Origin of the sequence: Sphingobacterium pedocola (genome assembly GCF_015209965.1) — a bacterium.
Taxonomy (GTDB): domain Bacteria; phylum Bacteroidota; class Bacteroidia; order Sphingobacteriales; family Sphingobacteriaceae; genus Sphingobacterium; species Sphingobacterium pedocola.
In genome coordinates this window covers 787,997-801,298 of sequence record NZ_MU158689.1, presented here as the reverse complement: position 1 = coordinate 801,298, position 13,302 = coordinate 787,997, and the positions used below count along the sequence as shown (strand labels likewise).

Annotated in this window: 16 protein-coding genes and 1 tRNA gene; 9 read left to right on the top strand and 8 right to left on the bottom strand. The window is 38.5% G+C overall.

Going from position 1 to position 13,302, the window contains the following annotated elements; all coding sequences use genetic code 11:
* Positions 1–58 precede the first annotated feature (58 nt).
* Positions 59–364 (top strand): 30S ribosomal protein S10, encoded by a 306-nt coding sequence (gene rpsJ, locus C4F40_RS03340; RefSeq protein ID WP_002993539.1) that lies wholly within the window; start codon positions 59–61, stop codon positions 362–364.
* A gap of 289 nt (positions 365–653) precedes the next feature.
* Here the strand turns inward: rpsJ and C4F40_RS03335 are convergent, their stop codons facing one another.
* A complete protein-coding gene (locus C4F40_RS03335) occupies positions 654–1,289 on the bottom strand; it encodes an OmpW family outer membrane protein (protein WP_196937958.1) in 636 nt (211 codons plus the stop codon).
* A 95-nt stretch (positions 1,290–1,384) separates the two neighbouring features.
* Here C4F40_RS03335 and C4F40_RS03330 point away from each other — a divergent pair, with 95 nt between their 5' ends.
* Genes C4F40_RS03330 through C4F40_RS03320 form a run of 3 tightly spaced genes read left to right on the top strand, consistent with a single transcriptional unit; the run spans position 1,385 to position 2,915 of the window.
* Positions 1,385–1,552, top strand: coding sequence for a hypothetical protein (locus C4F40_RS03330; RefSeq protein WP_196937957.1), 168 nt, complete (start codon positions 1,385–1,387; stop codon positions 1,550–1,552).
* A gap of 33 nt (positions 1,553–1,585) precedes the next feature.
* Positions 1,586–1,939: an ISAon1 family transposase N-terminal region protein gene (locus C4F40_RS03325; RefSeq protein WP_196937956.1), complete on the top strand. Its 354-nt coding sequence runs from the start codon at positions 1,586–1,588 to the stop codon at positions 1,937–1,939.
* Positions 1,932–2,915: an ISAon1 family transposase gene (locus C4F40_RS03320; protein ID WP_196937955.1), complete on the top strand. Its 984-nt coding sequence runs from the start codon at positions 1,932–1,934 to the stop codon at positions 2,913–2,915. The genes C4F40_RS03325 and C4F40_RS03320 overlap by 8 nt, the downstream gene beginning before the upstream one ends.
* Before the next feature lie 116 nt (positions 2,916–3,031).
* On the opposite strand, the gene C4F40_RS03315 is transcribed toward C4F40_RS03320, so the two are convergent.
* Positions 3,032–3,105, bottom strand: a tRNA-Met gene (locus tag C4F40_RS03315).
* Between the two features lie 254 nt (positions 3,106–3,359).
* Between C4F40_RS03315 and C4F40_RS03310 the strand changes: the two genes are divergently transcribed.
* From C4F40_RS03310 to C4F40_RS03295, 4 genes are all read left to right on the top strand, one after another.
* Positions 3,360–3,737 (top strand): START-like domain-containing protein, encoded by a 378-nt coding sequence (locus tag C4F40_RS03310; protein WP_196937954.1) that lies wholly within the window; start codon positions 3,360–3,362, stop codon positions 3,735–3,737.
* Between the two features lie 68 nt (positions 3,738–3,805).
* Positions 3,806–5,254, top strand: a complete 1,449-nt coding sequence (locus tag C4F40_RS03305) for an LptF/LptG family permease (RefSeq protein ID WP_196937953.1) — start codon at positions 3,806–3,808, stop codon at positions 5,252–5,254.
* Positions 5,255–5,338: 84 nt separating this feature from the next.
* Entirely contained in the window at positions 5,339–6,553 is a 1,215-nt protein-coding gene (locus C4F40_RS03300; protein ID WP_196937952.1) for a bifunctional 3,4-dihydroxy-2-butanone-4-phosphate synthase/GTP cyclohydrolase II, read from the top strand.
* A gap of 82 nt (positions 6,554–6,635) precedes the next feature.
* Positions 6,636–8,066, top strand: coding sequence for an NAD-dependent succinate-semialdehyde dehydrogenase (locus C4F40_RS03295; RefSeq protein ID WP_196937951.1), 1,431 nt, complete (start codon positions 6,636–6,638; stop codon positions 8,064–8,066).
* Between the two features lie 23 nt (positions 8,067–8,089).
* Here C4F40_RS03295 and C4F40_RS03290 read toward each other — a convergent pair whose 3' ends face one another.
* The 6 genes from C4F40_RS03290 to C4F40_RS03265 form a co-directional block, all read right to left on the bottom strand.
* The gene (locus tag C4F40_RS03290; RefSeq protein WP_196937950.1) at positions 8,090–8,602 is read right to left on the bottom strand and encodes an outer membrane beta-barrel protein; all 513 of its coding nucleotides are present in this window, start codon (positions 8,600–8,602) and stop codon (positions 8,090–8,092) included.
* A gap of 13 nt (positions 8,603–8,615) precedes the next feature.
* Entirely contained in the window at positions 8,616–9,167 is a 552-nt protein-coding gene (locus C4F40_RS03285; protein ID WP_196937949.1) for a CopD family protein, read from the bottom strand.
* 69 nt (positions 9,168–9,236) lie between these two features.
* Positions 9,237–10,271, bottom strand: coding sequence for a uroporphyrinogen decarboxylase (hemE, locus tag C4F40_RS03280; RefSeq protein ID WP_196937948.1), 1,035 nt, complete (start codon positions 10,269–10,271; stop codon positions 9,237–9,239).
* Positions 10,271–10,786 carry a tetratricopeptide repeat protein gene (locus C4F40_RS03275; protein WP_196937947.1) on the bottom strand — a complete coding sequence of 172 codons (516 nt, stop codon included), beginning with the start codon at positions 10,784–10,786 and terminating at the stop codon, positions 10,271–10,273. Before C4F40_RS03275 ends, hemE begins: the two co-directional genes overlap by 1 nt.
* A 1-nt stretch (position 10,787) precedes the next feature.
* Complete coding sequence (locus C4F40_RS03270) at positions 10,788–11,510, bottom strand: response regulator transcription factor (RefSeq protein ID WP_196937946.1); 723 nt, start codon at positions 11,508–11,510, stop codon at positions 10,788–10,790.
* Positions 11,500–12,375, bottom strand: a complete 876-nt coding sequence (locus C4F40_RS03265) for a sensor histidine kinase (RefSeq protein ID WP_196937945.1) — start codon at positions 12,373–12,375, stop codon at positions 11,500–11,502. Before C4F40_RS03265 ends, C4F40_RS03270 begins: the two co-directional genes overlap by 11 nt.
* A 197-nt stretch (positions 12,376–12,572) precedes the next feature.
* Between C4F40_RS03265 and C4F40_RS03260 the strand changes: the two genes are divergently transcribed.
* Positions 12,573–13,274 carry a YjjG family noncanonical pyrimidine nucleotidase gene (locus C4F40_RS03260; protein WP_196937944.1) on the top strand — a complete coding sequence of 234 codons (702 nt, stop codon included), beginning with the start codon at positions 12,573–12,575 and terminating at the stop codon, positions 13,272–13,274.
* The last annotated feature ends 28 nt before the right edge of the window (positions 13,275–13,302 follow it).

Below are 13,302 nucleotides of genomic sequence, written 5' to 3'. Positions count from 1 at the left end.
TTAAACCGACCGTTGGTTGCGAATAGCTCTAACCAATGGCCATCTTAAATAAATAAAAATGAGCCAAAGAATCAGAATCAAATTGAAATCCTACGATTACAATTTAGTTGACAAATCAGCTGAGAAAATCGTAAAAACTGTAAAACCTACAGGTGCCGTAGTTAGTGGTCCTATTCCATTGCCTACAGAGAAAAAAATCTACACCGTTTTACGTTCACCACACGTTAACAAAAAAGCACGTGAGCAATTCCAATTGTGCGCGTACAAAAGATTGTTAGATATTTATTCATCTAACTCTAAAACTGTTGACGCATTGATGAAACTTGAACTACCTTCGGGTGTTGAAGTTGAAATCAAAGTGTGATGGATTTCAGCAAATGAAACAAGAAGGCTTCTCGTAAAACAGAAGCCTTTTTTGTATGCCTAAAGGCGGTATCATATTTCCGCCGCGCCCCTAACGCTAAAGAGGCCTGCGGCTACTCTGGGGTAACTGTGCTCTCACATAAGCAAGTCCTAACTAACGACACAGGTGTTGGCAGTGAAAGGGAGGTAAAGAAGCTGGCAGGGATAACCTAAAGCAACAGCTAGGAATAGGCTATAGCACAAAAAAAGGGAGACATAATTGCCTCCCTCCTTGTCTTAAACGACTAAGCTTAGAATTTGAACGTTAATCCAAAAGAAGCTGTGTTGAAGAAATTATCAAACACGTTAACGTTTGTAGCGAATTCTGTTTGAGATTTAGCACCATCAACATCAACTTTAGAAGTGTTGAAAGCTAAAACGTTAGCAAAAGCAAAGTTAACTGCGATGTTGTTTGTCAAGAAATAGTTTGCACCTATACCCGCGTTAGCACCAAAACCTTTAGTTTTATCCAATTTAGTAGTTTCGATACCATTGTTTATTTCACCACCCATTTGGTTGTAACCAGCGCCTAATTCAGCGTAAGTTTTAAAACGTGATCCAACTTCTAGAAAATAATAACGTCCAAAAGCACCGATGCTGAAATCGTTACCTTTTGTGTAGGTATCATTTTCGCCAGAATAATCTGTTACTTTTTCGTTGCCCACACCCAATTGAATACCAACAGCGATTTTGTCTGTTACAAAGTAACCGAACTTAGGGTTGAAGTTAAAGTTAGCCGTTTTTTCTTCCGCCATTTTATCATTTGTATTAGCAGAACGAATAAAACCTTCTACAATGAAATCAGTTTTTTCAAAACCAAATTCTTGTGCGTTAGACGCAAATGTCATTCCTGCTACAGCAGTCAAAGTAAGTAATAATTTTTTCATATTTTTATTGTTTTAAATTAAACTGATGCAAATCTAAACTTTTTGACTTCACGAGCAAAAAAATCAGTTTAAATTTTAGTCATAAAATTGCAACAATGAAGCAACCTATTAATGGTCAGTTAATTACAACCTCTTTTTTAATCAAAATTACTATTTCATTAAATAAAGTGAAGAATTTTTGCAAAAACCGAAATAATACGGCTCGTATTAAACAAAACATCAAAAATCCGGATCAAGCTGAATCTTTGGGGAGAGATAAATAAATTCTTAGTTTAGCAGTCTTAAAACATATTACCTTGCAAGACGCTGAACGTAGACTATTGGCCTTATTAATGCCCGAAGGGCTGTTAGATTATTTCGATATCATGGAAGTTGTCCAGAAGGACAAAGAACTTCACATCCATTTGGATGAAAAAAATATTGCTCCTTCAGGATATGAAAACACTAAACTAGCATCCAAGGGCTTTATGCCTGTTTCAGAGATTAAAGACTTTCCGATTCGGGGTCAGAAAGTTACTCTTCACATTAAACGCAGGCGTTGGACGGTGTCAGATACCCGGAAAATCATTACCCGGGATTGGAACCTGGTTCGTGAAGGTGCTCGAATGACTACGGAATTCGGGCTTTTTTTAAAGGGAATATTTGGATAACTATCCGATCAGTGCCCATCTTCTTGGGCTTCTGTTTCAGCTGGATGGCAAACAACTTCAAGATCAGTATAAGAATCACTTGAGCGACTTTCATGATTGGGACCAAAAACCTCATGCGGAGTACTGGACTGTATTTCCTGGCAATATATCCCCACAGCTCAGTATTGATGAAACCAGTTTTAGCAATGGCGAACTTTATACTATCGTCACCAGCAAAGCCTCCAAAGGCAAAAAGGGGACTATTCTAGCCACCATTAGAGGAACAAAGGCAGAAGATATTATCACCGTATTAGAGCGTATTCCACTCAGGCTAAGAAACAAAGTTAAAGAAGTAACGATGGATATGGCTCCCAATATGGCAAAAGCTATCCGTAGGTGTTTTCGGAATGCTCGAAGGGTTATCGATCGGTTTCATGTACAAAAACTTGCTTATGATGCTGTTCAGGAACTTCGTATCAGATACCGCTGGCAGGTGTTAGATGAGGAAAGTAAAAAGATTGCCCAGGCACGTAAATGCGGTATTCCTTATGACCCTGGAGTGCTATCCAACGGTGATACCCTTAAACAATTGTTGGCAAGGTCTAGATATCTGTTATTCAAGCATCCCACAAGATGGACCGAGAGTCAAAAGCACCGGGCAGAACTCTTATTTCTACGATTCCCTCTTCTCAAAAAAGCACATGATCTGGGAATAGCATTGGGAGATATCTTCCAGAAATGCAAAGACAAGAAAGTCGCTTTTACCAAACTTGGTCTATGGCATAATCAGGTAGAAGCTTCAGGAATAGCATCTTTTGAAAGCGTGGCCAGATCTATCGCTGCCCATCATCCCTATATCCTACATTACTTCGATAACAAAAGTACAAACGCTTCTGCAGAATCCTTTAATGCTAAACTAAAAGCATTCAGAAGTATCTTCCGTGGGGTTAGAGATACCCAATTCTTTCTTTATAGGGTAATGAAATTATATGCTTAAAAAGGATTACCCCCCAAACTTTCGGTATGATCCAAAAATCCTAAGAAGATCGCGATTAAGAGGGCTTAATTCGTGTAAATAAAAAAGCTTCAATATAACTTGAAGCTTTTAATTTGTAGCGGGGAGCAGGATCGAACTGCCGACCTCAGGGTTATGAATCCTGCGCTCTAACCATCTGAGCTACCCCGCCTTTTTTCGGTATGCAAATATAGTAATAAGGAATCATTTTTAAAGTAATTTTTTTTAGAATTTATTCTAAAAATTGCCTTGGAACACGCTCCAGGCTACAAATTACTAAAAATGAAGACCATAGATGTGAAAAACAATCACATTGTGAATAAAAAAAAATGCGCGGGCTTTACAATAACACAATAAATATGTATTATTACAAAAGTACAACGTCAATTAATCATACCACTTTTAGTTATACATACAAAAATAGTTATGACAGAAAAAACAAAAATATCATTAGAATATATTATAAACTCATCACCACGTATCTTATATCCCTATTTGGTGGAACCTAACGAGCTGGCACAATGGTTTGCCGACGATGTAAATTATCACGATGGTGTTTACGAGTTTATTTGGGACGGTGAGTCATTTAAAGCTCGCATCGCCACTTCGAAAGAGAATAAATCCGTTAAATTTAAATGGATAGACGATGAACCGAACTTTTTTGAAATGGAAATTGTACAGGATGAATTAACGAATGACGTAGCGCTAGCCATTACTGATTATGCAAAGGATGAAAATATCGAAGACCGAAAAAAAATTTGGGATAATTCGATAAGCTATTTACAAAGCGTAATTGGTGCTTAAAAAACCTTATCTTTGTAGCGTATTATCATACTCCACGTTTTTGACGTTATAGGAATGGATTCGCTGATATGAAGAAAGTTCACTTATTAATTTTACAAGCATTTATAAAGCCCTTTTTAGTCACATTCTGTATTGTGATGTTTGTGCTTTTAATGCTTTTTCTATTCAAGTATATTGACGATTTAATTGGCAAAGGGTTTGAATGGTACGTAATTTTAGAGCTTATCGGCTATCAATGTGCTGTTCAGTTGTCGATGGCTTTACCCCTTTCGATGCTTTTGTCGTCCATTATGACCTTTGGAAATCTCGGCGAAAGTTACGAATTGGTAGCGATAAAGGCGGCTGGTGTATCATTACGTAAAGCAATGACTCCTCTATTTGTATTAGTAGGATTATTTAGTATGTGCTCATTTCTGTTTTCCGATTATATCCTTCCCATCGTTAATTTAAAAATGGGTTCTCTTCTATTTGACGTGCGTCAAAAGCAGGCCGATTTTTTAATCAAACCCGGTGTATTTAACAACACCATTCCGGGCTATGCCATACGCGCTAAAAGTAAGAGCGAAGATGGGAAAACGCTATATGATCTTACTATTTACGACCATCAAAATGGGACCGCATCGAGCAACGTCATGATAGCTAAAGAAGGATTTATATACAATTCTCGCGATCAAAAATACATGATCATCAAATTGATAGATGGGGTACGCTACGAAGATGCTCGGGTTAAAAATGCCAAACGGTACGACCCTCGTCAACAATTTACACGTTTTCACTTTAAAGAAACCGAACAAAAATTTGACATGGAAGCGTTTAATTTTAAACGTACCGATGAAAATCTTTTCAAATCTCATCATCAAATGATGAATATCCGTCAATTAAAACTGAAAACAGATTCGAATAAAATCGAGATGGATAGCATGCAAAACTCTCTGGTAAGAGAATACAATCACTACATCTATTATAACACCCCCTATTACAGACCGGATAATGTCAAATTAGCACAAGTGGATTTTGACGGGGATATTTTGACGTATATCTCAGAAGAAACAAGGCGAAATATTATTAATAATGCGTTGAGTCAAGCGCAGCAAATCACAGATATCAATACGAACAAGTTATCCGATTTCAAAATACTGAAAGATAAAGACATCCGGTATAAAATTGAATACCACCGTAAGTTTACACTCGCTGTTTCCTGTTTATTATTATTTGCAATTGGAGCCCCGCTTGGTGCTATTATTCGTAAGGGTGGATTGGGCGCTCCAGTAGTTATGGCTATTATCTTCTTTTTGATATACCATATCATTGCTACAGTAGCGGAGAAATCGGCAAAGGATGGGGGGCTTGATCCATTTTGGGGCATGTGGATGGCCATTGTCGTATTAAGCCCTTTGGCGGCATTCCTTACCTACAAATCTACCACAGATTCTGCATTATTTGATGTAGATCAATATAAAATTAAAGCCCAGTACTTATTGAATTGGATAAAAAAACGTTTTTTCTCTGCGAAATAGCGTTTCTGACCTTTTATGACTTCTTAATTATAGAAAAAAATAAAAACTAATTTACTTTTGTAAAAGAATAAAACACAGATATCAATGGATATTAGATTGAACACGATTGAGGAAGCGATAGAAGATATCAAAGCCGGTAAAGTGATTATTGTGGTTGATGATGAAGATCGCGAAAATGAGGGTGATTTCGTTACAGCGGCCCGAAATGCCACACCCGAAGTCATTAACTTCATGGCGACTCACGGTAGAGGATTGGTATGTGCCCCATTAACTGAACAACGTTGTAGAGAGCTTAATTTAGCGCCGATGGTAGGACAAAACACAGCTGTTTATGAAACCAATTTTACCGTATCTGTGGATTTGCAGGGATATGGATGTACTACAGGTATATCTGCTTCCGACCGTTCCAAAACAATTAAAGCATTAATAGACCCCAATATTGATCCGGTAGAGTTGGGTCGACCGGGACATATTTTCCCTTTAATTGCAAAAGATGGAGGTGTATTAAGACGTACTGGACATACTGAAGCGTCAGTAGATTTAGCACGCTTGGCCGGATTTGAACCTGCCGGAGTATTGGTTGAGATATTAAAAGATGATGGTGAAATGGCCCGTCTTCCGGATTTAATGGAAGTCGCGAAACGCTTCGACCTCAAAATAGTCAGCATCGAAGATCTCATCGAATATCGTTTAAAACACGACTCTTTGATCCATGAAGAAGTGAATGTCAAAATGCCGACAGAATGGGGCGACTTCCATTTAAAAGCTTTTACCCAAAAAAATACAGGGGAACAACACATCGCCTTGTATAAAGGTGAATGGAAAGAAGATGAACCGATATTGGTAAGAGTACATAGTTCCTGTTTAACGGGGGACATATTTGGATCTTGTCGCTGTGACTGTGGTCCACAGCTGCACAAATCAATGGAGATGATTCAGCAAGAAGGTAAGGGTGTAATTGTCTACATGAACCAAGAAGGACGTGGTATAGGGCTTATAAACAAACTACACGCTTACAAACTACAAGAAGAAGGAGTCGATACAGTAGACGCAAACCTCCAATTAGGCTTCAAAGCCGACCTTAGAGATTACGGTGTCGGCGCACAGATACTTCGTGAGATGGGGGTAAGCAAAATGCGCCTCATGTCTAATAACCCTACCAAACGAGCTGGTTTAGTTGGTTATGGCCTCGAAATTGTAGAAAGCGTACCAATTGAAATTGAACCTAATTCTTTCAATGAAACTTATCTAAAAACGAAAAGAGACCGTATGGGTCATACCATATTAAAAAACTTGTAAAAATAAAAAAGAGGATGTACATCCTCTTTTTTATTTTTACAAAACACACGTTCGATTTTCCTGTTTTCTAAATAAAAAAGTTATGACAAATAAATTAATTATTGAAAAGGCATATATAAATGGAAAATTTATCACCGCAAAACATAAGTTTGATGTTATTAACCCTTCAACAAATAAATTAGTTGGCCAGCTTCCAAATTTATCTGCCAACGATTGCCGAACCGCCATACATGCCGCTGATCATGCATGGAAGAAGTGGAAAAAAACTTCCGTCGGTGACCGGACAGCGATCGTAAGAAAACTATATGAAGCGATACAAGCAAACAAAAACGAGCTTGCAGAAATTATGACACTAGAAAGTGGGAAACCATTGAGCGAATCTTTAGGCGAAGTAGACTATGGCAACTCCTTTGTCGAGTGGTTTGCTGAAGAAGGAAAAAGATCTTACGGAGAAACCATTCCTTCATTAAACAGCGGATTACGTCTGAGCACAATCAAACAGGGTGTAGGTGTAGTCGCAGCGATAACACCATGGAACTTCCCTTTGGCCATGATCACCCGAAAAGTTGCACCGGCACTGGTGGCTGGCTGTACTATCGTGCTAAAACCTGCGTCTCAAACACCCTTTACGGCTATAGCACTTGCAAAACTAGCAGCCGATGCGGGTTTACCAGCTGGTGTTTTCAATATTATTACATCAAAAAACAGTAGCGAGATAGGGAAAGAATTGGCAACGAATCCGTTGGTACGAAAAATAACATTTACAGGATCTACCAAGGTCGGTCAAACGCTCATGGAGCAGGCTGCTAGCACCATCAAAAGAGTTTCTTTGGAGCTAGGTGGCAATGCTCCGTTTATCGTATTCGATGATGCCGATGTCGACAAAGCCATAAAAGGAGCGATTGCTGGGAAATTTAGAAATACGGGACAGACCTGCGTTTCCGTTAATCGGTTCTACGTCCAAAACTCCGTTTATGAAACCTTCGCTAATAAACTAGCGGTTGCTGTATCGGCGCTTAAAGTAGGCGATGGACTGGAAAAAGGAGTACAGGTTGGTCCTTTAATCAATAAAAACGGACTGGAAAAAGTAGAAGAACACTTAGAAGACGCGCTACAAAAGGGAGCTAAAATATTAACTGGGGGTAGACATATCGAAGGTAATTTTTTCGAACCCACTGTGCTTTCTGAAGTAGCTCATCATAGTTTAATAGCGGAAGAAGAAACATTCGGCCCAATTTGTGCGCTTTTTAGGTTCAATACGGAAGAGGAAGCCATAAGATTGGCAAATGACACGCCTTTTGGATTGGCCGCATATTTTTACAGTGACAGTATTCACCGCTGTCACCGTGTAGCTGAACAGATTGAGTCCGGTATGGTTGGGATTAATGTAGGCATAATTTCTAATGCAGGTGCTCCATTTGGGGGAATCAAGCAATCTGGAATAGGCCGTGAAGGCTCTAAGTACGGACTGGATGAGTATCTAGAGATAAAGTATTTATGTTTTGGAGACTGAGAGCATCACTCCAAAACTAAGTATTACCACAGGTGATAGCGGACGCCTAACATTAAATAATTAGGTGAAAATGATTCATCCTCGAAACTAAATTTCGCTTTATAACCCGAATACAATGAAAGTCCGACTGCCGGAAAATAGTAGCTCAATCCTACTTGTCCATTTGCAACAAATACATTATCTCTCACTTTAATTGTTGTCGGGGGTACGTCTTCCAAAAATATTTCCTGCGAAAAAGTATAGAACTCTTCACCCAATCCTGCCCCCAGGAATACATTAAAATTGCTTTTTGTTTTATCAAAAAAAGAAAACAGATAATCTGCACCCAGTATTGCTAAACCAGACCTACCATGTACCTGTGCTTGCAAAGCATGCCTGTTTGCAAAATCGTATTTACCCTGCACGCCAAAAGATCCGGAATAAGATGGTTCTTCGATATGTACATCTCCATAAAAACCAAATGCCCATTTATGATCCTGCCCATAGCTGACAAAATACAATGCTGTTAGAATAAGTACTAGCGTAATCTTTTTCATCTGTATAATTATTTTAATCTACTTTCTCCCCTTTACTTTTCCGATATCTTTTATAAGCTTTCACCAATAACATCAAAACAATCGTCAATCCCAACAGGCCTGACACACCAAAAATCCAATTCAAAGCCGATTTTAAAACGACGACGAAAACAATTGCAAAAAGAAGTATAGTTGAGACTTCATTCCACATTCTCAACCTAGCTGAAGTCCAAGTCGAGCGTTCGTCTCGCAACTGCGACATGATACGTTGGGTTTTAAAATGATAAAATACCATTCCACCAACAAACAATAGTTTCATTTGCATCCACCCCATTGACAATAACCCCGGGTTAACGTACAGCATCAACAAAGCTGACACAACTGTAATATACATTGCCGGCGTGGTAATTATCCACCAAAGCCTATTTTCCATTATACTGAATTGCGTATGCAATACCCGATATTCGCTATCCGTCTTACCTTTCGCTTCCGTATGGTAAATGAATAATCTAGGCATATAAAACAATCCAGCCATCCAACAAATGACGAAAATAATATGTACGGCTTTCGCGTATAAGTATAGCATAAATTTTAATCCCCCCTTCCCCGAGGGGGGAGATAATATTTTACAATTCCCTCTTGGGGATTAGGGGGATCAATATCTGAATTCTTTAACCACCTCTATCGCATATTTTACATTATCAAAAGGAATGTCGGGCATGATGCCATGGCCCAGATTGAATATAAATCCATTTTCGCCACGCATTCGTTCAAACAGTTGTAATATTTTACTCCTAATTACCCCTTTTTCAGCATACAACACAAATGGATCTAAATTACCCTGCACGGCTATTCCATGAGGAAGCATTTGTTTGATATTTTTCAAATCTGCATTCCAATCTACTGAAATTACATCCGGATTAGCTTCCGCCATTATAGGTGCAAAGACAGAAGAACCTTTACAGAATGATATAACAGGAACCGTTCTATTGATTTTGGAAAGGATGTATTTGTTATACTGGTGTGCAAATTCCTGGTAATCATTCCAGGAAAGAGCAAGGGCCCAACTATCAAATAGTTGAACCGCGTTCACGCCGGCTGCTATCTGCATATTTAAGTAATCGACAGTCACATCAGCGATTTTCTGTAGAATTTTATGCGCTAACTGAGGTTCATTGTTTAGTAGCAGTTTCGTCATCTTAAAATCTTTGGACGAACCACCTTCTACTAGATAGCTCAAGATCGTAAACGGTGCGCCAGCAAAGCCGATCAAAGGAATAGTCCCGTTGAGGCGTTGTTGTATCACTTTTATGGCATCTGCAACGTATTGTAACTTACCCAAACAGTCTGTAGACAATCTTTCAATATCTGCAGCAGACCGAACGGGATTCGAAAAACGCGGACCTACGCCCTGTTCGAAAGAGAGATTTCCCCCCATTGCTTCAGCCGTCACTAAGATGTCGGAAAACAGAATGGCTGCATCAATCCCCAAGAGGTCAACAGGTAGCATCGTTACGTCTGCAGCAATTTCGGGTGTCTTACACATTTCTAAGAACGAATATTTGTTCTTAATTTCCCAATATTCTGGCATAAACCGCCCCGCTTGGCGCATCATCCAAACAGGAGGCCGCTCTGTATGCTGCGATAAAGCAGCCCTAATTAATAAATCGTTTTGTAAAGTTGTGCTCACTAACTATGTTTGTTTACTTCGTTTCTAATTTTATCTACTATACTTTTCTGACGAGCTGTCAATGTCAATGTATCTGTTAAATCCAAATATGTAGCCACCCGTTCATATTCTTCTTTACGTAAGTTAATATTCGCTAGATTGATTAAGACCATTCCTCTCTCATTATCTTTACGCCAAGGCAATCGAGAAGCGAGTTGAAAATGATATTCTGCTTCATCTATACGTCCCTCATGCATCGCGATATTACCTAACATAAATTCGTAAAAATTCCGACGTCCTTTACGCAAATGATCCGGATTTTTTATTTCCTTCAGCAGTCGTTTGGTCTTTTCATAATCTTGCTTATGGAAAGCCTGTGTTGCCAAGAAAACAGTCCCGTCTCGATATTGGGTCCATATGATAAAGCCTATAAAGCCTAGTATATATACGCAAAGATAATAACGCACTGAAACCACAGCATACGCCAATAAGATTACGGCTATCGCAATCAGTATAAAACGAAACCTTGTGTTCATCTTATTGCTGAGATTGTCCTTCTGGATTATCCGTAAATTTGTACCCTACACCACGAATAGAATGAAAATATATGGGATGCTTTTGATCGGGTTCAAAATATTTACGAAAAGTAAGAATAAAATTATCTATCGTACGTGTAGACGGATATACATCGTAGTTCCATACCGTTTCTAAGATCTGTTCACGGGATACCGCTTCATTGCGTCGTTCAATTAACAACTTCAACAGCATGGTCTCTTTTTTCGTCAACGATGTAATGCTACCATCTGTCTGGTGCAATTCATACGAGTTAAAATAGATCGTTTTATCTCCGATTGTATAGGAATTCAATTCTTTGAGATCATCTCCCTTCATACCTCTACGCACCAAATTACCCACTCGCAGGATAAGCTCCTCCAGATTAAAGGGTTTTACGAGATAGTCATCTGCTCCTTTTTTCAAACCAGTAATGCGGTCTTCACTACTGTTTTTCGCAGTTAAAAACATAATAGGAACTTCGGTATTCTGGAGACGAATGGTTTCTGCCACTTGAAATCCATCAATTTCAGGAATCATCACGTCTAACACGACGAGGTTAAAACGCTCTTCTTTAAAGACTTTAAGTGCTTTTTTTCCATCGGTGGCAGTGGTAACACGATAACCTTCCAATTCGAGATTTAACTTGATAGCCTCTAGCAAGTGTTCTTCATCTTCGACTAATAATATTCTTTGCTTACTTTGCATAATTGTAAAATGTTACTTCAAAAATGCTTCCTGAAGGATGATTATCTTTTACCTTAATGGAGGCATTATGTTTTTGCAATACTGTTTTCACTATGTATAACCCTAAACCGGTACCTTTAGTTTTACGTGTAGATTCATTTCCTACACGATAAAATTTATTAAATATAAGCTTTTTCTCCTCATCGGAGACACCTATTCCGTGATCCGATACGGAAAAGACCAGCGAATTTTCTCTGGGAAATAGATTCACTTCAATATGAGCACATGGCGGTGAATATTTGACGGCATTTTCGATCAAGTTGGTAACAACATTGGTTATCGCAAACTTATCGGCATACAAGACAACATTCTGTTCGACATGCGGTTTGATGATTTCTGTTTTACACGCATTCTTCTGCAACCTGTCTACCACATCTGCTACGAGCTCGGACATATTAAAATCTTCTTTAGGAAAACTAAAACTTCTATTTTCCAGTTTTGTAGCCAACAAAACATTCTCAACCAGATAATCTAAACGCTCGATATCCTTGAGCGAATTGGAAAGAAACATCTGCTGCTGCTCTCGATCCAAATCCCGCTTTTGTATCGTCTGTAAATATAATTTAACGGATGCCAAAGGCGATTTTAGCTCGTGTGTCACTGCTAATAAAAAATTTTGCTGTTGTTGATGCGTTCTATATTCTTCTTTAAATTGCTTTTTTAAACGCAAAGCGCCCCAGATGAAAATAAACATAAAGATCATTCCCTCTCCAAAAATCATCCCCTTGCGTCCGGGCTCAAAATTAACCAACATGTATCCCCACCATATCAACTGGGCAGAAGCATAAAAAACAAGAAAATAAAATAAAAACAACGCCTTTTTCATCCTGATTATTAACATTCAACAAAAATACTCAAATACCGACTCATTCTAAAATAGCGCGTATTTTATGACACTAATAAGAAAATCGCAATCTCCGAAAAAATATGGTGTCGTATACTTTCAGAAAACTATCACAACAAGAGAGAAGTATATGCAAACCAATTACATTGTATTTAAAAGCAATTTATCTAAGTTTGTATATGTTTAAGACAAAAAAAGACATCTTCTTTGATTTAGATCATACCATTTGGGATTTTGATAAGAATGCGCAGGAAACACTACACGATTTATATTTTAAATATCAATTCGCGGATCTGTTCAATCAGCGAAATTCGAATTTATTTATCGAGACATACACCCGGAACAACCACAAGCTTTGGGAATTGTACCATCACGGTAAGATAGATAAGTCTACTTTGCGCAAATCACGTTTTGCAGATACTTTTTCCGAATTGGGCGTATCACCCCAATTGTTCCCCGAAGAATTTGAAAATGAATACCTGGAAATCTGTCCGACAAAGACCAATTTATTTCCGCATGCACACGAAACCTTAACGTATCTGCAAAGCAAATACAACTTACACCTCATATCTAATGGATTTAAGGAAGCCTGTGAGAAAAAATTAGCACACAGCAAGCTGAACTCGTATTTTAAAACTATAGTCATTTCGGAGATCTTTGGCATCAATAAGCCAGATCCACGTATTTTCGCCTATGCCATCAGCAATGGCCAAACGCAAAAAGAACACGCTATTATGATTGGGGACAGCCTAGATGCCGATGTAAGAGGAGCGCTTGCCTATGGCATGGATGCGATTTTCTTTAATCCTGTCCGCGCTAATAAACCGGATGACATTCCATTAATGGTACATGGTCTTGAAGAATTGCAGACTCTTTTTTAAAAAGTCTACAATTATTTCCATGCAGCAA

Coding starts and splice junctions, on each gene's coding strand:
- C4F40_RS03270 (WP_196937946.1), bottom strand. CDS start 11,510: ATGCAAAGTAAGCAAAGAATATTATTAGTCGAAGATGAAGAACACTTG.
- C4F40_RS03290 (WP_196937950.1), bottom strand. CDS start 8,602: ATGAAAAAGATTACGCTAGTACTTATTCTAACAGCATTGTATTTTGTC.
- C4F40_RS03265 (WP_196937945.1), bottom strand. CDS start 12,375: ATGAAAAAGGCGTTGTTTTTATTTTATTTTCTTGTTTTTTATGCTTCT.
- C4F40_RS03310 (WP_196937954.1), top strand. CDS start 3,360: ATGACAGAAAAAACAAAAATATCATTAGAATATATTATAAACTCATCA.
- C4F40_RS03300 (WP_196937952.1), top strand. CDS start 5,339: ATGGATATTAGATTGAACACGATTGAGGAAGCGATAGAAGATATCAAA.
- C4F40_RS03335 (WP_196937958.1), bottom strand. CDS start 1,289: ATGAAAAAATTATTACTTACTTTGACTGCTGTAGCAGGAATGACATTT.
- C4F40_RS03295 (WP_196937951.1), top strand. CDS start 6,636: ATGACAAATAAATTAATTATTGAAAAGGCATATATAAATGGAAAATTT.
- C4F40_RS03285 (WP_196937949.1), bottom strand. CDS start 9,167: ATGCTATACTTATACGCGAAAGCCGTACATATTATTTTCGTCATTTGT.
- rpsJ (WP_002993539.1), top strand. CDS start 59: ATGAGCCAAAGAATCAGAATCAAATTGAAATCCTACGATTACAATTTA.
- C4F40_RS03330 (WP_196937957.1), top strand. CDS start 1,385: ATGAAGCAACCTATTAATGGTCAGTTAATTACAACCTCTTTTTTAATC.
- C4F40_RS03260 (WP_196937944.1), top strand. CDS start 12,573: ATGTTTAAGACAAAAAAAGACATCTTCTTTGATTTAGATCATACCATT.
- C4F40_RS03275 (WP_196937947.1), bottom strand. CDS start 10,786: ATGAACACAAGGTTTCGTTTTATACTGATTGCGATAGCCGTAATCTTA.
- C4F40_RS03305 (WP_196937953.1), top strand. CDS start 3,806: ATGAAGAAAGTTCACTTATTAATTTTACAAGCATTTATAAAGCCCTTT.